The following is a 22,926-nucleotide window of genomic DNA, read 5'->3' on the forward strand; positions in this document are numbered from 1 at the left end:
CGTCCGTCGTCGGACGGCTCCCGGGAACCGGGGTTCAAGGAGGGGGCGAAGACTGGTAGGCTATTCCGCGGTGAAGTGGATCCGGCGCGCCCACGGGAGCGCCCCGCCTCGCCGAGCACTGTCCACCTACTATCCAGTCCGTTTCGGAGAACACACCTACATGACCACCAACACGCCGCAGGTCGCGGTCAACGACATCGGGACCGAAGAAGACCTGCTCGCCGCCATCGACGCCACCATCAAGTACTTCAACGATGGCGACATCGTCGAGGGCACCGTCGTCAAGGTCGACCACGATGAGGTCCTCCTCGACATCGGCTACAAGACCGAGGGCGTCATCCTCTCGCGCGAGCTCTCGATCAAGCACGACGTCAACCCCGACGACGTCGTCGCCGTCGGCGACAAGATCGAGGCCCTCGTCCTGCAGAAGGAGGACAAGGAAGGCCGTCTCCTCCTGAGCAAGAAGCGCGCCCAGTACGAGCGCGCCTGGGGCCAGATCGAGAAGGTCAAGGAGGAAGAGGGCGTCGTCACCGGCACCGTCATCGAGGTCGTCAAGGGCGGCCTGATTATCGACATCGGCCTACGCGGCTTCCTGCCGGCGTCCCTCGTCGAGATGCGCCGCGTCCGCGACCTCCAGCCCTACATCGGTCGCGAGCTCGAGGCCAAGATCATCGAGCTCGACAAGAACCGCAACAACGTGGTCCTCTCCCGGCGCGCCTGGCTCGAGCAGACCCAGTCCGAGGTCCGCACGAACTTCCTGCACACCCTGCAGAAGGGCCAGGTCCGCACCGGCAACGTGTCCTCCATCGTCAACTTCGGCGCCTTCGTCGACCTGGGCGGTGTGGACGGCCTCGTGCACGTCTCCGAACTGTCCTGGAAGCATATCGACCACCCGTCCGAGGTCGTCGAGGTCGGCCAGGAGGTCACCGTCGAGGTCCTCGACGTCGACATGGATCGCGAGCGCGTGTCCCTGTCGCTCAAGGCCACCCAGGAAGACCCGTGGCAGGCCTTCGCGCGGACGCACGCCATCGGCCAGGTCGTCCCCGGCAAGGTCACCAAGCTCGTCCCCTTCGGCGCGTTCGTCCGCGTCGAGGACGGCATCGAGGGCCTCGTCCACATCTCCGAGCTGGCCCAGCGCCACGTCGAGCTGCCCGAGCAGGTCGTCAAGGTCGGCGACGACGCGTTCGTCAAGGTCATCGACATCGACCTGGAGCGCCGCCGCATCTCCCTGTCGCTCAAGCAGGCGAACGAGGGCGTCGACCCGACGTCGGAGGAGTTCGACCCGTCGCTGTACGGCATGGCCACCGAGTACGACGAGGACGGCAACTACAAGTACCCCGAGGGCTTCGATCCGCAGACCCAGGAGTGGATGGAGGGCTTCGAGGCCCAGCGTGAGGCCTGGGAGGCGCAGTACGCCGAGGCCCAGGCCCGGTGGGAGGCCCACAAGGCCCAGGTCGCCAAGGCCCAGGAGGAGGACGCCGAGTCCGTTCCGTCGGTCGAGGAGCAGGCCTCCTACTCGACGCCGGTCGACTCCGAGGGCACCCTCGCCTCCGATGAGGCGCTGGCCGCTCTGCGCGAGAAGCTGACGAACAACAACTGAGCCGGTTCGCCGGGAGCACCCGGAGGACCGTTCATCGGGCGGGGCCCGCAGGAGTCTCCTGCGGGCCCCGTTCGTGTCGTCGGCGGAGTGCTCGCGCGCCCCGGAACGCGGAGGCGCGGGCGCGTCGGCACTTGGTGTTCATCGAGGGGGAACTGCCCGCGCGCGGGTCCGCCCGTACACGCGCGAGGCCCCTGGGCGACGACCCGGGTGCCGCCGATGCCTCCGGTCCATCGGTGCGCGCGGGGGCGTCAAGGTCTACGGTGGCGGCGTCGATGAGCCTTCGGGTCCGTCCGTGCGCGCGGGGGTTCGCCTGCGATGGGGACGGACGGGCTCTCAGCGACGGCGCCCTCGTTCGGCCGGGGACGCCCCATCCTGGATGGGAGAACGCGCGGAACAACGTTGAGCCGATCCGCGGCGTCGACGGCGGGGGAGAGGGCGTGTGCCTGGTCTTAGCGCCGCCTGCGCCCGACGGTCAGGTCGATGAGCAGGCCGACGGCCGCGGCCACGAGGGTGGGCGCGATCCACCCGAGGCCGAATCGCTGCCCGGGCGACCAGGAGAGGAGCGCCGTGAAAATGTCCGTCCCCCATCCCAGGCCGTAGACCGTGTCGCACGCCGACCAGATCGCCGCGGTCCACGCGCTCAAGCGGAAGGTCCACGTGCACGGTGAGGTCAGGCGCAGGGGGTGGCCGATGAGAGTCGTGAAGATGATGGTGATCGCGATGGGGTAGAGGAACCCGATGATCGGGCCGGCGACCGCCAGGACCTGGCTGAGCCCGGCCGAGGCCAGGGCGAAGGAGATCGCCGCGAACGCCACGAGCCACGTCCGGTAGGCGATCGAGGGGAGGAGCCGCTGGAAGAACTCGCTCGTCGCCGCGAGGAGCCCCACGGCGGTCGTCATGCAGGCCGTCAGGACGATGAGTCCGAAGGCCCCCTGCCCGATCCTGCCCATCGTCAGGTGCGAGGCGTCGGCCAGGAGCAGCGCCCCGTCCTCGTACCCCTGCCCTTCGGGGATCAGCCGGCCGACGAGGCCCAGCCCGATGTAGACGACCGCGAGGAGGGCGCCCGCGATCGTGGCGGCGGCGGCCGTCCGGCGGACGGTCTTCGCGCCGACGACGCCTCCGGCACGCCCCAGCGAGGTGACGACGATGATGCCGAAGGCCAGGCCCGCGATCGAGTCCATCGTCATGTACCCGGCGAGGAGCCCGCCCGTCAGGGGATGGTCCTCGTAGGGGCCGACGGGCGCTCCCGGAGCGCCGTCGAGGGTCGTCAGGGACAGGGCGACGAGGAGTGCCAGGAGGCCCAGGAGGATCGGGGTGAGGATCTTGCCGAGCTTGTTGATGATGTCGCTGGGGTTCCACGCCAGGTACAGGGCCAGGCCGAAGAACGCGGCGTTGAAGAGGATCGAGGCGGTCGTCGAGTCCCAGCCGGTCAGCGGGACGACGGCCGTGGAGAAGCTCACCGCGCCGGTGCGCGGCAGGGCGTAGAACGCGCCGATCGACAGGTACGCCAGGCAGGAGAAGACGACGCCGAACACCCGGCCCGGGCGGCTGGCCAGGTCGCGCAGATCGGTGCCCGACAGGGCGACCGCGATGATGGCGACGACGGGCAGGACGACGGCCCCGATGAGGAAGCCGATGATGGCCGGGGTGAAGCTGGTCCCCGCCTGGGCGCCCATGATCGGCGGGAAGATCAGGTTGCCCGCCCCGAAGAACATGGAGAAGAGGGTGAGCGAGGTCGCGATGAGCAGGCCCGTCGAGGAGGGGCGGCCGGTGGAGGGGACGTGGGACGGGTTCACGTGGCGTCGATTCGTTCGTCGGAGGGTGGTAACGGTGGATCATCCCATGTCGGATCCATCGATTCCAAACGCCGGGCGGATGACTGCCCCGTGGATCGTCTAGTGTCGCATCGTGGACAGGATGATGATCGAGGGCGGCGCGCGGGCGCGGCTCCTCCAACGGATCCGTCGACGCCCCGATGGGCGGGGCCCGCGGCTCGTCGTCGCCGTCACGGGCGGCATCGGCTCGGGCAAGTCGACCGTGACCCGGGGCCTCGCGCGCGCGGGGGCCGTGGTCGCCGACGCCGACGCCATCGCCCGCGAGGTCGTCGAGCCGGGGACCGAGGGTCTGGCGGCCGTCGTCGAGCGCTTCGGGGACTCGGTCCTCGATGCTCGCGGAGGACTCGACCGAGGGCGCCTCGCGGACCTCGTCTTCTCCGAGGCCGGGGCCCGAGCCGACCTCGACGCGATCCTCCATCCGCTCATCGCCGAACGGGCCTGGACGATCCTCGACGCGGCCCCGGAGGGCTCCCTCGCGGTCTACGACATCCCCCTCCTCGTCGAGACGGACTCCGCCGCCCTGTTCGACGCGGTGATCGTCGTCGACGCCCCCGACGACGCGCGGATCGAGAGGCTCGCCGCCCGGGGCGTCGATCGCGCCGACGCCCGGCGTCGGATCGGCGCTCAGGCGGACCGGGACCAGCGGCTCGCGATCGCCTCGATATGGATCGACAACGAGGGCAGCATCGCCGACCTCGACGCCCTCACGGGGAGGATCATCGCCTCCTGGCTCGTGTGAGCACGGGGAGCGCGCGCGTCCCCGCAGTCGGCCCGCGAGCGGAGTCGCCGTCCCCGTGGCCGCGGGCTCGTTCCGGGCGGTCTTCGGGGACGCCGGGCGGCGAGCGATCGAGTCGACCGGGGAGCTCCGCGAGTATCCGGGACGGGCCGAGGCGGATTCTGCGCGGGGCACCCGTCGATGAGGCTTACCCCTGGCTCTTCGGATTGATCGCGAGTCCCTGGACGGACATGTCGTATTCCCTGAGGACTCCGGCGTCTTCGATCGTGAGGACCTCGTCGCGGGCGCCCGTGGCGAATGAATAGCGCGACAGAGCGAAGGCGGGGCCTTCTTCACCGTCCCCCTGGTTGAGGATGTACGCGTAGTCGTCGGTCATGGCGAAGACATCGATATGCCCTTCCCCGTCCGTGCGATCGACGACGAGATCGCATTCGGTGACGCCGGTGGCCAGTTCGGTCGAGCAGATCGAACGGGTCTGGCGGGTGATGAACACGTACCGACCGTTGACGAATCTCCCCATTGGCACGGTGAAGTCGTCCTCCGTCAGGTCGAGGAAGCCCCCCTCGGGGGTGACCAGATCGATCACTGTCGCGGTTCCGTCGGTCGTGTTCCACGCCTGCAGGGCAGCGTGGCCCGCTTTCGCATCGAGTCCGGAGTCCTTGTCGACGTGCGCATGGTCCCTGAGGAAGATCGGGCGGTAGATCACGCCCTCGGCGCAGGGCATGTCCTGGTTGCCCCCCGTCACTCTTTCGTCTTCGCGAGCAAGGCCGACGATGCTCGGGTAGTGACTCGTCGTCTCGGGGTAGACGCGGACGAGCACCTCCTGCGCGGGCATCGTCGCTCGATTCGGCAGTGCGGTTCCCCTGTCCCGGGCGAAGCTCGTGACGTCGTCGAGGATTCCGGGAGTCAGGCGCGTGCTCGTGATGGCGTAGGCGCTCTCCTCGCACATCCCCATGTCCATGTACTGGCCGTGGACGTCGATCTCCCGGACGCCGTCGGCGTTGCCCAGGGTGAGGCGCTGGAGGATCTCCCCGTCGACGAAGCCGTAGCTCGAGAAGGAGAGGAAGCCGTTGACGTCGGGCAGGGGCCAGCGCATCAACTCGTGGGCGACGGGGTTGGGGCGGGGCAGGCGGGTCAGGCCGTCGTCGGTGACGAGCATCTCCTCATCCGTCGCCGAGAAGAACAGGCCGTCCTCGGTCCACACGGGCGTGGCGCCGACGTTGGGGCCGACTTCCATCGCGATCCCCGTCCCGTCCTCGCGCACGGCCGCGATGTACCCGCGGTTCTTATAGCCGGCGTTGTAGGGCGGAGAGCTCACCTGGAATGCGGCGACTGCGCCCGCGGTGGTGAATTCCTCCGTGCTGACGACCCGGATGGAGGACGGGTGCGGAGCGATCATGGCGCATGCGGCTGCGAGAGGGGCGGTTAGCAGGGCCGCGGCGAGGCCTGCGAGTCGCCGGCTCTTCCCGCGCGGGGATCGTGAAGGCTGCGGTATGGTCGTCCCCTCCCGGCCGGGTGGTCGCCCTATACGGCGCGCACGTGAGTGTTCCTTCGCTGATGAACGGCCACCGCTTGTGATGAAGGTCATGATACCTGTGCGGGGGAGGCGGATCCACGGGGCTCTGGCCAATGCGGAGGAAACGTCTGCGGAAGGAGGAGCCGCGCGCTCCTCGTACGGGCAGCAGCCCATCCCCGAGGCGGCTCGGGAGACTGGGCTCAGGCGGGAGCGCAGGCGATGGGAGGGCCGTTCGCCGGGTGCCTCGGCGGTCCTGTCGGGGGCGAGGGGCTCGGGAGGATCGGGGGAGAGGGCCTGAGACGCAGACGCCCGCGGGGGCGGCTACCGTAGGAGGGTGAGCGAACGTCCCGTCCTGCGCCAGGAGAACCCCTTCGAGGTGATCTCCGAGTACACGCCCTCCGGCGACCAGCCGAAAGCCATTCGCGAGCTCGCCGAGCGCATCCGCGACGGGGAGCAGGACGTCGTCCTCATGGGCGCGACGGGCACCGGCAAGTCCGCGACGACCGCGTGGCTCATCGAGGAGCTTCAACGCCCGGCCCTCGTCATCGAGCCGAACAAGACCCTCGCCGCCCAGCTCGCCGCCGAATTCCGCCAGCTCCTGCCCAACAACGCCGTCGAGTACTTCGTCTCCTACTACGACTACTACCAGCCCGAGGCCTACATCCCCCAGACGGATACCTTCATCGAGAAGGACTCGTCGATCAACGACGAGGTCGAGCGCTTGCGCCACAGCGCGACGAACAACCTCCTGACGCGCCGCGACACCGTGGTCGTCGCCTCCGTGTCGTGCATCTACGGCCTGGGCACGCCAGAGGAGTACGTCGCCCGGATGGTCGAGCTCTCCCGCGGCCAGCGCATCGACCGCGACGACCTCCTGCGCGCCTTCGTCGCGATGCAGTACGTCCGCAACGACATGGCGTTCACCCGTGGGACCTTCCGCGTGCGCGGCGACACCATCGAGATCATCCCCGTCTACGAGGAGCTGGCGATCCGCATCGAGATGTTCGGCGATGAGATCGACGCCCTGGCGGTCCTCCACCCGCTGACCGGCGACGTCATCGACGAGGTCGACCACACCTACCTCTTCCCGGCCAGCCACTACGTCGCCGGGCGCGAGCGCATGACCCGCGCCCTGGCCTCGATCGAGGAGGAGCTCGACGAGAGGGTCTCCTGGTTCGAGTCCCAGGGGAAGCTCCTGGAGGCCCAGCGCCTGCGGATGCGCACGACCTTCGACCTGGAGATGCTCCGCGAGATCGGCTCGTGCGCCGGCGTCGAGAACTACTCGCGCCACATCGACGGGCGCGGGCCCGGGACGCCCCCGCACACCCTCCTCGATTACTTCGCCGACGACTTCCTCCTGATCATCGACGAGTCACACGTCACCGTCCCCCAGATCGGCGCGATGTTCGAGGGCGACATGTCGCGCAAGCGCACCCTCGTCGACCACGGGTTCCGGCTGCCGTCGGCGATGGACAACCGGCCGTTGACCTGGGACGAGTTCACCGAGCGCATCGGGCAGACCGTCTACCTGTCCGCCACGCCCGGCCCCTACGAACTCGACCGATGCGACGGCGTCGTCGAGCAGATCATCCGCCCGACCGGCCTCGTCGATCCGCTGGTCATCGTCAAGCCCACCCACGGGCAGATTGACGACCTCCTCGAGCAGGTTCGCGTGCGCGTCGAGAGGGATGAGCGCGTGCTCGTGACGACCCTGACGAAGAAGATGGCCGAGGACCTGACCACCTACCTCGCCGAACGGGGCATCCGCGTCGAATACCTCCACTCCGACGTCGACACCCTGCGGCGCGTCGAACTCCTGCGGGAGCTGCGCACGGGGGCCTTCGACGTCCTCGTCGGCATCAACCTCCTGCGCGAAGGACTCGACCTGCCGGAGGTCTCCCTCGTGTCGATCCTCGACGCCGACAAGGAGGGGTTCCTGCGCTCGACCCGCTCCCTCATCCAGACGATCGGCCGCGCCGCCCGCAACGTGTCCGGCGAAGTCCACATGTACGCCGACGCCGTCACCGACTCGATGCAGGCCGCGATCTCGGAGACGATGCGCCGCCGCGAGATCCAGATCGCCTACAACCGCGACCACGGGATCGATCCGCAGCCGCTGCGCAAGAAGATCTCCGACGTCACCGAGATGCTCGCCCGCGAGCAGGTGGACACGCAGACGCTCCTCGAGGGCGGCTACCGCAAGGAGACTCCCGCCTCCCAACGGGCCCGCAGCGGATCGGGCTCGCCGGGAGCGCGGGCCGAGGCCGACCTCGCCGCCCTCATCGAGGAGCTCTCCTCGCAGATGATGACCGCCGCCGAGCGCCTCCAGTTCGAGGTCGCCGCGCGCCTGCGCGACGAGATCGAGGACCTGAAGAAAGAACTGCGGCAGATGCAGCGCGCCCATTGACGCGTCGAGCGCCCGCCTCCCCTCGGCGCGGTCGAGGAGGAGGGCGGGCTGAGGGACGAACACCACAGCGCCGGGGCCGGCCCGCGCGGCGACCCGGGGCCTCCACCCGATAGACTACAAGGGTCCAGTCGGAGGGGAGTACTCCCACCAACGGCGGCGTCGTCATCACGGCGGAGGGTCTCGACCAGCCTCCGGCGCCGCAGGCCATGAGCGCGACGACCGGCGGCCGGAAGGCCCGGTCCGGCTCACGGCGGGAGGAGACCTCCGGTACCCCGAGCACCCGTACCGGAGGAACAGCCCGTGGATGTCCACGCCCTCGGATGGATCGCGCTTGCCGCCATCATCCTGACGATGATCACCATCGACATCGTCGGCCACGTCAAAACCCCGCACGAACCGACGATAAAGGAAGCGGCCTGGTGGTCCATCGCCTACATCGCGATGGCCGTCGTCTTCGGCCTCATCGTCTGGTGGATCTGGGGAGGCCACTACGGCCAGCAGTACTTCGCCGGCTACATCACCGAGAAGGCCCTGTCGATCGACAACCTCTTCGTGTTCGTCATCATGATCGCCGCCTTCCGGGTCCCCCGGAAGTACCAGCAGGAGGTCCTCCTCGCCGGCATCGTCATCGCCCTCGTCCTGCGCCTCGTCTTCATCCTCGCCGGAGCGGCCCTCATCGAGAACTTCTCCTGGATCTTCTACCTCTTCGGCGGTTGGCTCCTGTGGACCGCGATCTCGCAGGCCCGAGAAGGCATCGAGACGCCCGACGAACACGACGCCGAGGAGTACCGGCCCTCCGGTTTCGTCAAGCTCGTCGCCCGCATCATCCCCATGACCGACGGCTTCATCGGCGGCAAGGTCCTCCACCGCCACGGCGGCAAGACCTACATCACCCCGATGCTCCTGTGCATCATCGCCATCGGGACCGCGGACGTCATGTTCGCCGTCGATTCGATCCCCGCGATCTACTCGCTGACCTCCGAGCCCTACCTCGTCTTCGCCGCCAACGCCTTCTCCCTCCTGGGCCTGCGCCAGCTCTACTTCCTCATCGACGGCCTCCTCGACCGCCTGATCTACCTCCACTACGGGCTCGCCGCGATCCTCGGGTTCATCGGCTTCAAACTCATCAACCACGCGCTGCACACCAACGAACTGCCCTTCATCAACGGCGGGCACCCGTGGGAGCTCATCCCCGAGCCGACGATCAGCGCCTCCTTGGGATTCATCGTCGTGACGATCCTCATCACGGTCATCGCCTCGGTCCTCGCATCCCGTAGGATGGCGCGGGACGGCGCCAACGGCGCCCACGACGACTCCCTCGACGCACCGCGAGACGAGATCAGCGACCCCGCCTGAACCCGATCACGCCCGTTGAGGAAGGACGAGAATGACGACTCTCGCCGCCCACCCGCTCGGTCTGACCGCCGACGAAGTCGCCCAGCGCGTCGCCCTCGGACAGACCAACGCCGTCGAGCAGCGCTCCTCGCGCTCCCTCGGGTCGATCATCCGCGAGAACGTCCTCACCCTGTTCAACGCGATCCTCATCGGCGCGATGGTCCTCGTCCTCGTCTTCGGCCACTGGCAGGACGCCGTCTTCGGCGGCGTGATGATCATCAACGCGATCGTCGGGATCGTCGCCGAATGGCGCGCGAAGAGAACGCTCGACGCCCTCGCGATCGTCGACGCGCCCCACGCCGAGGCTCGCCGCGACGGCCAGCGCGTGCGGATCGGGGTCGACGAGGTCGTCCTCGACGACGTCCTCGACCTGCGGCTCGGCGACCAGATCTGCGTCGACGGCGACGTCCTCGACTCCACGGGCCTGGAGGTCGACGAATCGCTCCTCACCGGCGAATCCCGGCCGGTGCGCAAGAACCCCGGCGACCGGGTGCTCGCCGGCACCTCCGTCGTCGCCGGATCGGGCGTCATGCGGGCCACCGCCGTCGGGCAGGACGTCTACGCCCAGGGGATCTCCCGCGCCGCCCGGGTCTTCCAACGGACCCGCTCAGAGATCCACGTGTCCATCAACAAGGTCCTGCGCGTCGTCCTCGCCCTCCTGATCCCCACGATCGCCCTCACCATCTGGTCCCAGACCCGTCTGGCCGCCGACGACGCCACATGGCAGCACGCGATCGTCCTGGCCGTCGCCTCCGTCGTCGGCATGATCCCCCAGGGGCTGATCCTCCTGACCTCGATGAACTTCGCCCTCGGATCGGCGACACTGGCCCGACGCGGCGTCCTCGTCCAGGAGCTGCCCGCCGTCGAGGTCCTCGCGCGCGTCGACGCGCTGTGCGTCGACAAGACCGGGACGCTGACCACCGGCGGCATCCGCGTCCGCCGGATCATCCCCCTCGACGGGGCCGGGCCCTCCGCCGTCGACCGGGCCCTCGCCGCCCTGACCGCCGACCGGGCCAACGCCACGGCGGACGCCATCGCCTCCGCCCTCGCCGACGAGGACGCGCCCGCCCGAGCGACGGCCCCCGAATGGTCGATCCCCTTCTCCTCGGCGCGCAAATGGGCCGCGTGCGGGGACGCCGCGAACGCCTGGATCCTCGGCGCCCCCGAGATCGTCCTCGACGCATCCACCCCCCCGGGGGGCCAGGCACTGGCACGCGCCCAGGAGGAGGCATCCTCCGGCGCGCGCGTCGTCGCCCTCGCCCACACACCCCACGCCCCACACGAGGACCGGCCCATCACGGGGACCCGGCCCATGGCCCTCGTCGTCCTCGAGGAGGACCTGCGCGACGACGCCGCCCAGACCGTCGACTACTTCCGCCGACAGGGCGTGCGCGTGCGCGTGATCTCCGGCGACAACCCGGCGACCGTCGGCGCCCTCGCCGCGCAGGTCGGTCTTCACGGACCCGACGGCGCCGCCCCCGCCGTGTGCGACGCCCGCCTGCTGCCCGACGACCTCCTCTCCGACGAGTTCCAGGCCGCCGTCCTCGCCCACGACGTCTTCGGGCGCGTCACCCCCGAGCAGAAGCGGGCGATGGTCCAAGCGCTCCAAGCCGCAGGCCACTGCGTCGCGATGACCGGCGACGGCGTCAACGACGCCCTCGCCCTCAAGGACGCCGACCTGGGCATCGCCATGGGCAACGGGGCCCCGGCCACGAAGGCCCTCGCCCAGGTCGTCCTCGTCGACTCGAAGTTCTCCGTCCTGCCCGGCGTCCTCGCCGAAGGCCGCAGGATCATCGCGAACATGGAGCGCGTCTCCGCCCTCTTCCTCGCCAAGACGACGTACGCGGCGATCATGGTCCTCGTCTGCGCCGGCGCCGGATGGGCCTACCCGTTCCTGCCCCGCCACTTCACCTACGTCGACGTCCTGACGATCGGCATCCCCGGGTTCTTCATCGCGATGGCGCCCAACGCCCGCCGCTACGTCCCCGGATTCCTCCGGCGCACGCTATCGCTGGCGATGCCCGCCGGAACGGCCCTCGCGGCCGCCTGCCTGACGGCCTACGCGCTCGTCGGCATCGGGAGCACCCCCGGGCGCACCGCGGCCGTCCTCGCCCTGACCGCCGGGGCCCTGTGGCTCCTGTCGATCACCGCGCGCCCCCTCGTCGGCTGGCGCATCGGCCTCATCGCCGTCATGGCGTCCGGCGCGGTCCTCGGCGTCTTCGTCCCCGTGATCCGCGAGTTCTTCGCCCTCGCGTGGCCGGCCCCGGAGCAGTGGCCGCTGATCGTCGGCATCGGCGCGTCCGCCTGCCTCCTCATCGAGGGGGCCCATCGCGGCCTCCACCTGCGCGGCCTGCGCGCCGCCGAAGCGATGGCCGCGACCGGCCCGGAGGAGGGCGGGCCGCGGCCGTAAGAGGGCGGGGCGATACGCCGGAAATGCACTGGCACACCGTCCCGTTGCGCTGGTGCTTCTCAGGGGAACGATGGATAGATGTCGATGACGGAGCCCGCTTCGGCAACGGTGTTATCACCGCTTTGCCAGGTGGAGTCGTTGACGAGTGCTTTGAGATTGATGGGGGTTCCCGCCGGGATCCTTTCGGTCTCATAAACCCACACATCGCCTTCGGTCCAGCGCGCCGCCCGGCCCGAAGACCAGGTGAAGGGGTACGCATCGCCGCGGATCGCAATGGCGTTGCCGTAGCCAACATTGGCATGGACGCGCACGGTGGTCACAGTATCGTGGCTCGGCGAGTATGCGTCGATTGTTCCGATGGGCGAATAGATCGCCGTGTCATGCCCGTCGACGGTCACCGTGATCTGGCGTCCGGTGGCGCCACCTTTTTCGATCGTCGCCTTTTGATCGGTGTTCATGGCGTTGACCAGGACTGTTCCGACGGGTAGGGAACTCTCCGATCGGATGGGGATCGTCCTCGTTTGAGGATTCCAGGAATTGGTCGATACGATGACTGCCTCATCGCCGCTGGCGTCATCCCTGCGGGAGAAGGAGTAGACGGTGGGATCGCTCCACATCTCTCGTTGCGTTCCGGTCTTGAGCGCGGGCACGGAGTCGCGCACGCTCGTCACACGTTGGATATGGCGATAGATGGTGGCGTCGGTGTCGAAGGACGGCATGTCCTTGCGGTTGTCCTTATTCGCGATCGGCACCTCGTTGCCGTTACCGTTGCCGTCGTCTGCTTGTTCGGTCCCGTAGTAGATCACTGGGACGCCGCGCGAGGAGAGCAGGAACGTCAGGGCGGAGCGCAGCCGTTGATAGTCGTCATTCGCCCACGTCAGGAAGCGCGCGCGATCATGGTTGTCGATGAATGTTTCGAGGCGATTGGCGTTGACGTACGCGGAGTCCTGATCGAAGAGGGTCTTCAAGGCGCGCATGTCTGTATCAGCTGAGAACACTTCTCGAACGGTGAAGAAGTAGGGGAAGTCCAGTTCGCCCCATTGATAGTTCTGATAGTCGGCGACGTAGTCGACGTCTCCAACGAAGATCTCGCCGAAGGATGGGACTCCCAGTCCCTCTTCGAATTTCTTCAGCCAGGGCTTGGGAACCGAGCGGGCGGCATCTACGCGAACGCCGTCAAAGCCCATGTCCACCCAGTCCCTATAGGTGGTTATCAGGTAGTCGGAAACGGCGGGATTGGACTGGTCGAGATCGTCGAGGCCACCTAGATCGCAATTCTCGATTTGCTCCTGCGATTGTGTCCCGTCGAATGCGCAGTCGCCATTGTGATGGTAGTAATTCGCATCGTTCAGTGGCGGTGCCGGCTGGTAGGCGGCTGAGGTGTACGATGTCGCTCCCGCGTCGAGATAATCGGCGGTGTGATTCGGAACGACGTCGAGGATCATCTTCAGTCCCTTGGAATGGGCGGTGTCGATGAGTGTTTGCAACTCCGTCGCGGAGCCGAAGTGAGAGTTGGGAGTCGCGAAGTCGCGAGTGAAATAGCCGTGGTAGCTCCCTTCTTTTCCGTCCTTTGAAACGGGTTGCTGTTCGGAGACCGGGGAGAGCCAGATTGCCGTGACGCCCAAGCCTGAGATGTAGTCGAGCTTGTCGGTCAGCCCCTTCCAGTCCCCTCCGTGGTAGAAACCGAGATCCTGGGGGTCGTACTCCCCGTTGCCGGTGTCGTTGTTGGAGGAGTCGCCGTCGGCGAAGCGGTCGACGACGACTTGATAGATGACGTCGCCCTCGGCGAGCGGGCCTGGGGAGGATGCTGGAGCGGGGGAGGGGGCAGGGTCGGCCGCGGATGGCGAAGGTGATGCGGTGCTGAGCAAGGCCGATAGGGCGACGACTGCTACCGCACCGGGTAGGAAAACGCGCGGGGGTGTGGATCTCATAGGGGTGACCTCCTTGTCATGAAATGGGTGACGTCGACAGAGGCCGACGTGATGTGTACAATAGTAAAACGATGCAACATGGACAAGTGTCCCTGCGACCGTCCTGATGAGGCATCGCGATACGACGACGCAACAAAGGAGTTGGCGACATGAAGAAACACACCCTTCTCGTTTCGTGCGCTGCGGTTCTGAGCGCGACGCTGCTCGGGGCCTGCGTTCCCGGCGCCTCACCGCGCTCTTCCTCCACTGGATCGCAGGACCGCTCGTCGGAAGTGACGATCTGGCATTACTGGGACGGTGCGAACGCAGATGCTTTCGACGCTGCTGTTTCCGCCTATCAGGAGCAGCATCCCGATGTGAAGATCTCAGCTGTCACCGTGCCCAATTCGGAGCTGCTCACCAAGATCCAGACGGCAGCGCAGACCGACACTCTTCCCACAATGGTGATCGGAGACCTGGTGTGGGCACCGAGGATCGTCGCGACCGGCAAAACCGCTGACCTGTCCCACCTGCTTCCCGACCAGACCGTGGAAGCTCTGTATGACAACCTGCGAACTTACGGGACGGACGCGAACGGCGCGCTTCGATCGGTCCCCGTATCGGCGAACAACCTCGGCTTCCTCTACAACAAGGATCTGTACGCGCAAGCAGGGGTAACCTCGGCCCCTGACACGTGGGAGGAACTCATCAGCCAGGGTAGGACGATTCTCGAGAAAACGGGAAAGCCTCCATACGAGCTGTACACACGAGCAGGAGACACTGGCGAGGGGTTGACCTGGAACTTCCAAGTCAACCTGTGGCAGGCCGGCGGGGAGTTCCTCAATACCGACAACACGTCGGCCGCATTCAACACGGAAGCGGGAAGACGGGCCCTTGACTTCTGGATCGACCTGCTCGACGAAGGACTGGTGCCCTCGGCCACGACATCATGGGGAGAATTCGAGAAAGGCTCGGCGGCAGCCGCCCAGGAAGGCTCGTGGATGGTTGGCATATGGCAGAACGACCCTCCCTTCCCCTTTGAATCGGCGCAAGCGCCCCACCCCGCCTCGGGCACGGCCGCGACGAATCTCGGCGGGGAACAGGCGCTCGTCTTCGACGGAGCGCAGGCTCCGGCTGCTGGAGATTTCCTCGCGTGGTTCCTCAGCGAGGAGCAGGTTCTGGAATGGTGCCAGAAGACCGGGTTCCTCCCAGTGCGTGAAGACGTAGCGGTATCGGCCGACTACACCGACTGGGTGGCTGATACCCAGCCGCTATTACGCCCCTACATCGATGCCATGCCCACGGCCCGCACCCGTCCGGCGACCCCCCTGTACCCGAAGATCTCTTACGCCTTCGCCACCGAGATCGAGAAGGCCCTCAACGGGACGACCACTGCCGCTGACGCCCTCGACGCGGCGGAAAGCGCCGTCAACAAGATCCTCATGAAAGGGGAGTGAGACAGATGCGCGGGGTCGCCCCAGCGGGACGAGCACGATCATCCACCGGGGTGGGCGACCGTGCGCTTCCCTCGTTCTTCTCGGATCCGAAACGCGTGGAACGGACGACAGCCGCGATCTTCCTCGCTCCAGCACTGCTGGTGCTCGCGGTCTTCGTCGTCTACCCGCTCATCTCGGCGGCCTACCTGTCGGCGACGAGCTGGGACGGATTCGGGACCGACCAAAGGTTCATCGGCCTGAACAACTACATCCGTCTCATCCACGATCCAGCGGTGGCGAACTCCCTACTCGTCACTGTTCTGTACGCGGCCGGAGTCGCACTGCTGTCCGTCGCCTCAGGGATGACCATCGCCCTCCTGCTCGACGCCCCCATTCGAGGTCGGACCCTGTACCGCGGAATCTACTTCCTCCCCACCGTCACCTCCTCCGTGGCCGCCGCCATCATCTGGAAGTATGTTCTCGACCCTTCCGGAATCCTCAACACCCTGCTCGATCGGATCGGGATCGGCGGATTCGACTGGCTCGGCGATCGGTGGACGGCACTGGGCGCGTTAACCGCCTTGACGGTTTGGAAGAACCTGGGATTCAACGCGATCATGTATCTATCCGCCCTTCAGGCGCTTCCGGTCTCGTGCTACGAAGCCGCCGCCCTCGACGGGGCCGACACCTGGCAGCGCATACGCCACGTCACCATCCCATTACTGCGGCCGATGACGTTCGTCGTCGTCGTCCAGGCCCTGATCACGGCCTTCCAGTCCTTCGACCTCGTATACGTGCTCACCGGAGGAGGGCCCACGGGCGGGACCGATGTCCTCGGGATGCTGATGTACCGAACGTCGTTCCGCCTCGGGGAGTACGGCTACGGCTCCTCCATCGCCTTCGTCTGCCTTGCCCTCGTCCTCGCAGTGACCGCGGTGCAGTGGAAATGGTCGGGTTCGGGCGAATCCGACCTGGCCTAGAAGAACGGAGGAACCATGAACGCACATCACCGCGCATGGCCGCGCCACCTGCTGCTCAGCGCCGGCTCTCTCACCGTGCTGGCCCCCTTCGCCTGGATGCTCCTCACGAGTGTGAAGAGCCGAAGCGAGGTCTTCACGACGATTCTGCCGACATCCTGGCACTGGGAGAATTACGCCCAGGCGTGGCAGGCCGCCCCCTTCACCCGTTACTACATCAACTCGATCATCATGACCGTCGCCATCGTCGCCGGACATCTGCTCTTGGACGCGATGGCTGCCTACGCTTTTGCCCGACTGGACTTCCCTGGCAAGAAAACGCTGTTCTTCGTGCTACTGGCCACGATGATGGTGCCCACTTTCGTCACGATCATCCCGGCGTTCGCCCTCATCACCGTCCTGGATTGGATCGACTCCTACGCCGCGCTCATCGTGCCGCGCCTGGCCGATGTGTTCGGAATCGTCTTGCTGCGTCAATACATCGCCACCATCCCGCGAGAGCTTGAAGATGCGGCGCGCATCGACGGGTGCACGCGCTTCGGGGTCTTCGTCCGCATCGTCCTCCCGCTCGCGCGCCCGGCACTGGCCACCCTGGCCGTCTTCTCGATGCTCTTCGCCTGGAACGACTTTCTCTGGCCCCTACTCGTCACCAACGATGACGGCATGCGCACCATCCAAGTCGGATTATCTGTCTTCCAGGGCAGGTATGGCACCTCCTGGCACTTGCTCATGGCCGGTACTCTCACCGCGACCGCGCCCACCGTTCTCATGTTCCTCATCTTTCAACGATCTCTCATCCGCGGCCTGACCGCCGGCGGAGTCAAGGAGTAACCATGTCGATGCATACCGCTACCCCCGCATCCCGCGCTCGTCTCTCACCGCTGGTGCCGCAATGGCTGACCGATGCCGTTTTCTACCAGATCTTTCCCGAGAGATTCCGCAACGGCGACCGCACGATCGACCCCGATGAGGTTCAACCCTGGGGAGCCGTACCTACCCGCGACAACTTCTGCGGCGGAGACCTGTGGGGCATCATCGAGGGGTTGGATCATATTGCCTCCATAGGCGCCAATACGCTCTACCTCACCCCCGTCTTCACGGCCACCACCAATCATCGCTACGACGGCATCGACTACTTCTCCATCGACCCGCTCCTCGGCGGCGACGCCGCCTTCGATGCCCTCATCAACGCCTGTCACGCGCGCGGCATGCGAGTAGTCCTCGACGGGGTCTTCAACCACTGTGGCTCGGACCACCCGTACTTCCAGGACGTCATCGCCCATGAAGCCTCTTCTCCCTACGTCAACTGGTACATGGTCGACGACTTCCCCGTGCGCACGGTCCCCGAGCCCAATTTCAAGACCTGCTCGGGATGCGTCTACATGCCCAAATGGAACACCCACAATCCCGACGTACGCGATCATCATCTGCGCGTCGCCGTGCACTGGTTGGAACGAGGAGCCGACGGATGGCGCCTGGACGTGCCCTGGTTCATCAATAAGAACTTCTGGCGCCTGTTCCGCACGACCGTCAAAGAGCGCTTCCCCCAGGCCTGCCTCATCGGCGAGGAATGGAAGACTCCCACCCACTGGCTGCACGGAGACACCTTCGACGGCACGATGAACTACGGTCTGCGCGATCTCGCCCTCGACTTCACAGCGCGCCGGATAGCGGACGGCGCCGCCACTGCCGATGCCGCACTCGCCCTTCAACGTTCCATCCCCCCGTCTGCTGCGCCCGCGATGATGAATCTTCTCGGCAGCCACGACACTGACCGCGTGCGCACCGTGCATTCGGAGAACACGGCCGCCCAAGCCCAGGCCCTCGCCATTCTCTTCGCCTATCCCGGGGCCCCCATGATCTATTACGGGGACGAGATCGGCGTCACCGGCGAGGACGACCCCGGCTGCCGGGCCTGCATGCCGTGGGATGAGAGCACCTGGAATCGTCAACTACTCGACATCGTCACCGCATTGGCAGCCGCTCGACGCGACTGCCCAGCTTATGGCCGGGGCAGTCTGGACACGCCCTTCGCCGCCGGCGATGTCCTCATCCTGCGCACTACCCGCACGATCGGCGCCGCCGCCTGCTCGTCGACCACGGTGATCAACCGCTCCCCATCCCACACCGCGATTCCGCGTACCGCGATTCCCGTCGATGGACGCATACTGGTGAGTGTGAACGATGGACGCCTGAGCACGAATGAGGCCCTGAGTATCGAGGGCGAATGGGTCGTCGTCCCCGGACTCTCGGTCCTCGTCATGGAGGGGTCCTGATGGCCCGCGCGCGAAACCGGGCGACGATGAAGGATGTCGCTCGACGGGCGGGAGTGTCCGTCTCGGCCGTCTCATTCGCGTACAACAACCCGGCGCGTCTCTCCGATGAAACCGTCAAGGTCATTCAAGAAGCTGCCGAAGAGCTGGGTTACGTGCGCGACCCCGCCGCCCGTACGCTGCGCACCGGAACGACCCACAATCTCGGCCTTCTCCTCCCGCAATCCATCGGAGCAGTCTTCTCCAACCCCTACTATTCCGAACTTGTGTCCGGCATCGGGCAAACGTGCACGCGCGAGGGACTGTTCCTCCTCCTCATCCCGCCGCTTAAAGGCTCCATGGCGAAAGCCGTCCCCGTATCGACCGTTGACGGATTCCTCGTCGTCGGGCTCGAATCGGACCGCTCCGAGATCAAGGCCATTCGCCGCCAGCACACCCCATTCATCGTCATCGACGGAGACCCCCAACCCGGCATCCCCACAGTCGGCCTCGACGAGGAAAGGGCAATGGGCGAAGTCGTCGAGCACCTTCTCGCCCTCGGTCATCGTCGGCTCTTGCTTCTCGCCTTCGAATCGGGTCACGACCGCGGGGTCGACGCCTGGCACGGCTCCCTGAGGCGGCGGTACCAGGGGGTCATCGCCGCTATCGAGGCCCGTGGTCTTATCGACAATGTCCGGCTCGAGATCGCTGAGATCCCCTTGACGAAATCAGCCGCCCATCGTGAGATCGTCCGCCGATGGACGAGTAGAGGCCCCCATCCCACCGCTGTCGTCTGCTTCTCAGACATCCTCGCCCTTGGCGCCATCGGAGCGTTCACCAGCATGGGAATCGCGATTCCCGACCAGGTCTCCGTCACCGGTTTCGACGACATCCCCGAGTCCGAATGGGCGCGCCCTGCTCTGACCACCGTGCGCCAATCCATCCGGAGCAAGGGCAGAATCGCCGCCGACCGCCTCGTCGAGGCGATCCTCGCACAGCGCGGCGAATCGTCCTTCGAGGAGTCTGAGCACCACGAAGTCCCCGGCGTTCTCATCGTTCGAGACTCCACCGGTCGCTCCCGCCGATCAGCGGCCGGCCCGGAGGAGGGCGGGCCGCGGCCGTGAGAGGGCGGGGGAGCAGCGGTCAGAACGAGCGGATCACCGGATCCCACTGGCGGATCGGGCGATCGAGGATCACGCCCGCCGTGTAGAACGGGTCCTCGTCGAGGACCGAGAAGACATCCTCGACACTATCCGCCTGGACGACGATGAGCGCGCGGCCGGCCCCGACGAGGGGCCCGGAAGCGACGACCAGTCCCCGATCCCTGCACGAAGCGAGGAACGCCCGATGGTCGGGGCGCAGCCGATCCATGAGCTCGGACTGATCGGTGTCGTACACGTACTCGAGTGCGAAATATGCCATGCCCCCACGGTAGAGCCTCGCCCGGGCTGAGGAAAGCCCCGACGGGTAGGATCGGGAAGGTGCACGAACATCTGATCATCAACGGGGCCCGGGAGCACAACCTCAAGGACGTCGACCTCGATCTGCCGCGCGACGCGATGATCGTCTTCACCGGCCTATCCGGGTCCGGCAAGTCCTCCCTGGCGTTCGACACGATCTTCGCCGAGGGGCAGCGCCGGTACGTCGAATCCCTGTCCTCCTACGCCCGTCAGTTCCTCGGCCAGATGGACAAGCCCGACGTCGACTTCATCGAAGGGCTGTCGCCCGCCGTGTCCATCGATCAGAAGTCCACATCGCGCAACCCCCGCTCGACCGTCGGCACGATCACCGAGATCCACGACTACCTGCGCCTCCTGTACGCCCGCGCCGGCACCGCCCACTGCCCCGAATGCGGCGCCCGGATCCAGGCCCAGACCGCCCAGCAGATCGTCGACCGGGTCCGCGCCATGGACGAGGGCACGAAGTTCCAAGTGCTCTCGCCCGTCGTCAGGGGCCGCAAGGGCGAGTACCAGGACCTCATCGACGAGCTCAAGACCTCCGGCTACACGCGCGCGATCATCGACGGACAGGCGGTCCGCCTCGACTCCGCGCCCGTCCTGGAGAAGAAGCTGCGCCACACCATCGAGGTCGTCGTCGACCGCCTCGTCGTCCGGGAGGGGATGCGCCAACGCCTGACGGACTCCGTCGAGACCGCCCTGCGCCTGTCCGACGGCCTCGTCGTCATCGACTGCGTCGACCTCGACGAGGACGATCCCGAGAGGCGCCGCCGCTACTCGGAGAAGCGGGCGTGCCCGAACGACCACGTCCTCGCCCTGGAGGAGATCGAGCCGCGCACCTTCTCCTTCAACGCCCCCTACGGGGCCTGCCCCGACTGCTCGGGGCTCGGCTCGCGCCTGGAGGTCGACCCGGACCTCGTCGTTCCCGACGAGGAGCTCACCCTCGCCGAGGGGGCGGTCATCCCGTGGAACTCGAACTTCAAGTACCACAAGCGGCTCCTCGCCTCCCTCGGGAAAGAACTCGGATTCACCGTCGACACCCCGTGGAAGGACCTGCCCGACGAGGCGCGCGACGCGATCCTCTTCGGCAAGGACTACGAGGTCCAAGTCAAATTCCGCAACCGCTGGGGGCGCGAGCGCTCGTACACCACGGGCTTCGAAGGAGTCGTCACCTACATCCAGCGCAAGAAGGAGGAGACCGAGTCGCAGACCGTCGTCGAGCGCATGGACGGCTACATGCGAGAGGTCCCATGCCCCACGTGCCTCGGGGCGCGCCTGCGCCCCGAGGTCCTCGCCGTCACCATCGGGTCCCTGTCGATCGCCGAACTGTCCGACCTGTCGATCACCGACGCCCGCGACCACCTCGTCGACCTCGACCTCGACGTCCGCTCCGCGTCGATCGCCGCGCCCATCCTCACCGAGATCCGCGCGCGCCTCGACTTCCTCGTCGATGTCGGCCTGTCCTACCTCACGCTGTCGCGGGGCGCGGGAACCCTGTCGGGGGGCGAGGCCCAGCGCATCCGCCTGGCCACCCAGATCGGCTCGGGACTCGTCGGCGTCCTCTACGTCCTCGACGAGCCGAGCATCGGACTCCACCAGCGCGACAACCGCAAGCTCATCTCGACCCTCCAGCGGTTGCGAGACCTGGGCAACACCCTCATCGTCGTCGAGCACGACGAGGAGACGATGGAGGCCGCCGACTGGATCGTCGACATCGGCCCGGGCGCCGGCGAGGCCGGTGGGTGGATCGTCCACTCGGGGACCCTCGACGAGCTGCGCGCCAACCCGAAGTCCCTGACCGGCCAGTACCTGTCCGGCAGGCGGACGATCCGCGTGCCCGCGACGCGCCGGAGCGTCGACCCCGACCGGGTCATCACCGTCAAGGGCGCCCGCGAGCACAACCTCAAGGACGTCACCGTCGAGTTCCCCCTCGGGTGCTTCGTCGCCGTCACCGGCGTCTCCGGATCCGGCAAGTCGACCCTCGTCAACCAGATCCTCTACCGCTCCCTCGCCTCGCGCCTCAACGGCGCGCGCCTCGTGCCCGGACGGCACCGCTCGATCACGGGCACCGCCGACCTGGAGAAGGTCGTCCACGTCGACCAGTCGCCCATCGGCCGCACCCCCCGGTCCAACCCCGCGACGTACACGGGCGTGTGGGATCAGATCCGCAAGCTCTTCGCCGACACCCAGGAGGCGAAGGTCCGCGGTTACGGGCCGGGGCGCTTCTCCTTCAACGTCAAGGGCGGGCGCTGCGAGTCCTGCAAGGGCGACGGCACGTTGAAGATCGAGATGAACTTCCTGCCCGACGTCTACGTCCCCTGCGAGGTCTGCCACGGGGCCCGGTACAACCGCGAGACCCTCGAGGTCCTCTACAAGGGCAAGACCGTCGCCGACGTCCTCCACATGCCGATCGCCGAGGCCGCCGAGTTCTTCGCGCCGATCTCGCGGATCGCCCGCCACCTCAACACCCTCGTCGAGGTCGGGCTCGGCTACGTGCGCCTCGGGCAGAGCGCGACGACCCTGTCGGGCGGCGAGGCCCAGCGGGTCAAGCTCGCCTCCGAGCTTCAGCGCCGCTCGTCGGGGCGTACGGTCTACGTCCTCGACGAGCCGACGACGGGCCTGCACTCGGAGGACATCCGCAAGCTCCTCCTCGTCCTCCAGTCGCTGGCGGACAAGGGGAACACGGTGATCGTCATCGAGCACAACCTCGACGTCGTCAAGAGCGCCGACTGGGTCATCGATATGGGGCCCGAAGGGGGGTCGGGCGGCGGCACCGTCGTCGCCCAGGGGACTCCCGAGCAGTTGGCCGAGGTGGAGGAGTCCTTCACCGGCCGGTTCCTCAAGGACGTCCTCGCCAAGGACGCGGCCCGAGCCGAGCAGGCGGCGGGGGTGGCCTGAAGGGCGGCATCGGCCGAGTAGCACGGGCCCCTGCGGCCACCCGTCGACGACCAGGAGGAGCCGGCGGGCCCGGCGTTCCCGGGAGGCGGAGGAGGGA

15 protein-coding genes are annotated in these 22,926 nt (G+C 67.1%); 11 read left to right on the forward strand and 4 right to left on the reverse strand.

Annotated elements, in window-relative coordinates:
• Window positions 1-160 precede the first annotated feature (160 nt).
• A complete protein-coding gene (gene rpsA / locus M3T53_RS05945; RefSeq protein WP_272433552.1) occupies window positions 161-1,600 on the forward strand; it encodes a 30S ribosomal protein S1 in 1,440 nt (479 codons plus the stop codon).
• A 449-nt stretch (window positions 1,601-2,049) separates the two neighbouring features.
• On the opposite strand, the gene brnQ is transcribed toward rpsA, so the two are convergent.
• Complete coding sequence (brnQ, locus tag M3T53_RS05950; RefSeq protein WP_272433553.1) at window positions 2,050-3,396, reverse strand: branched-chain amino acid transport system II carrier protein; 1,347 nt, start codon at window positions 3,394-3,396, stop codon at window positions 2,050-2,052.
• Window positions 3,397-3,517: 121 nt separating this feature from the next.
• Between brnQ and coaE the strand changes: the two genes are divergently transcribed.
• The gene (gene coaE / locus M3T53_RS05955; protein ID WP_334540474.1) at window positions 3,518-4,174 is read left to right on the forward strand and encodes a dephospho-CoA kinase; all 657 of its coding nucleotides are present in this window, start codon (window positions 3,518-3,520) and stop codon (window positions 4,172-4,174) included.
• A gap of 184 nt (window positions 4,175-4,358) precedes the next feature.
• On the opposite strand, the gene M3T53_RS05960 is transcribed toward coaE, so the two are convergent.
• Window positions 4,359-5,570, reverse strand: a complete 1,212-nt coding sequence (locus tag M3T53_RS05960) for a hypothetical protein (RefSeq protein ID WP_272433555.1) — start codon at window positions 5,568-5,570, stop codon at window positions 4,359-4,361.
• Window positions 5,571-6,021: 451 nt separating this feature from the next.
• Here M3T53_RS05960 and uvrB point away from each other — a divergent pair, with 451 nt between their 5' ends.
• From uvrB to M3T53_RS05975, 3 genes are all read left to right on the forward strand, one after another.
• Complete coding sequence (uvrB, locus tag M3T53_RS05965; protein ID WP_272433556.1) at window positions 6,022-8,094, forward strand: excinuclease ABC subunit UvrB; 2,073 nt, start codon at window positions 6,022-6,024, stop codon at window positions 8,092-8,094.
• Window positions 8,095-8,394: 300 nt separating this feature from the next.
• Complete coding sequence (locus M3T53_RS05970; RefSeq protein ID WP_272433557.1) at window positions 8,395-9,450, forward strand: TerC family protein; 1,056 nt, start codon at window positions 8,395-8,397, stop codon at window positions 9,448-9,450.
• 31 nt (window positions 9,451-9,481) lie between these two features.
• A complete protein-coding gene (locus M3T53_RS05975) occupies window positions 9,482-11,899 on the forward strand; it encodes an HAD-IC family P-type ATPase (protein WP_272433558.1) in 2,418 nt (805 codons plus the stop codon).
• 59 nt (window positions 11,900-11,958) lie between these two features.
• Here the strand turns inward: M3T53_RS05975 and M3T53_RS05980 are convergent, their stop codons facing one another.
• Window positions 11,959-13,830 (reverse strand): alpha-amylase family glycosyl hydrolase, encoded by a 1,872-nt coding sequence (locus tag M3T53_RS05980; protein ID WP_272433559.1) that lies wholly within the window; start codon window positions 13,828-13,830, stop codon window positions 11,959-11,961.
• Between the two features lie 149 nt (window positions 13,831-13,979).
• Between M3T53_RS05980 and M3T53_RS05985 the strand changes: the two genes are divergently transcribed.
• The 5 genes from M3T53_RS05985 to M3T53_RS06005 all read left to right on the forward strand — a co-directional run bounded on the left by M3T53_RS05985 (window position 13,980) and on the right by M3T53_RS06005 (window position 19,598).
• Window positions 13,980-15,266: an extracellular solute-binding protein gene (locus tag M3T53_RS05985; protein WP_272433560.1), complete on the forward strand. Its 1,287-nt coding sequence runs from the start codon at window positions 13,980-13,982 to the stop codon at window positions 15,264-15,266.
• A 95-nt stretch (window positions 15,267-15,361) separates the two neighbouring features.
• Window positions 15,362-16,225, forward strand: coding sequence for a carbohydrate ABC transporter permease (locus tag M3T53_RS05990; protein ID WP_272433561.1), 864 nt, complete (start codon window positions 15,362-15,364; stop codon window positions 16,223-16,225).
• Window positions 16,226-16,240: 15 nt separating this feature from the next.
• Window positions 16,241-17,053, forward strand: coding sequence for a carbohydrate ABC transporter permease (locus tag M3T53_RS05995; RefSeq protein ID WP_272433562.1), 813 nt, complete (start codon window positions 16,241-16,243; stop codon window positions 17,051-17,053).
• Window positions 17,054-17,055: 2 nt separating this feature from the next.
• Complete coding sequence (locus M3T53_RS06000) at window positions 17,056-18,498, forward strand: glycoside hydrolase family 13 protein (protein WP_272433563.1); 1,443 nt, start codon at window positions 17,056-17,058, stop codon at window positions 18,496-18,498.
• On the forward strand, window positions 18,498-19,598 hold the full coding sequence (locus M3T53_RS06005; protein ID WP_272433564.1) for a LacI family DNA-binding transcriptional regulator: 1,101 nt from the start codon (window positions 18,498-18,500) through the stop codon (window positions 19,596-19,598). Before M3T53_RS06000 ends, M3T53_RS06005 begins: the two co-directional genes overlap by 1 nt.
• Window positions 19,599-19,617: 19 nt before the next feature.
• Here M3T53_RS06005 and M3T53_RS06010 read toward each other — a convergent pair whose 3' ends face one another.
• On the reverse strand, window positions 19,618-19,896 hold the full coding sequence (locus M3T53_RS06010; protein WP_272433565.1) for a YciI family protein: 279 nt from the start codon (window positions 19,894-19,896) through the stop codon (window positions 19,618-19,620).
• Between the two features lie 59 nt (window positions 19,897-19,955).
• On the opposite strand from M3T53_RS06010, the gene uvrA reads away from it, so the two are divergent.
• Window positions 19,956-22,829 (forward strand): excinuclease ABC subunit UvrA, encoded by a 2,874-nt coding sequence (gene uvrA, locus M3T53_RS06015; RefSeq protein WP_272433566.1) that lies wholly within the window; start codon window positions 19,956-19,958, stop codon window positions 22,827-22,829.
• The last annotated feature ends 97 nt before the right edge of the window (window positions 22,830-22,926 follow it).

Origin of the sequence: Actinomyces sp. B33 (genome assembly GCF_028437565.1) — a bacterium.
In the GTDB taxonomy this organism is placed as follows: Bacteria; Actinomycetota; Actinomycetes; order Actinomycetales; family Actinomycetaceae; genus Pauljensenia.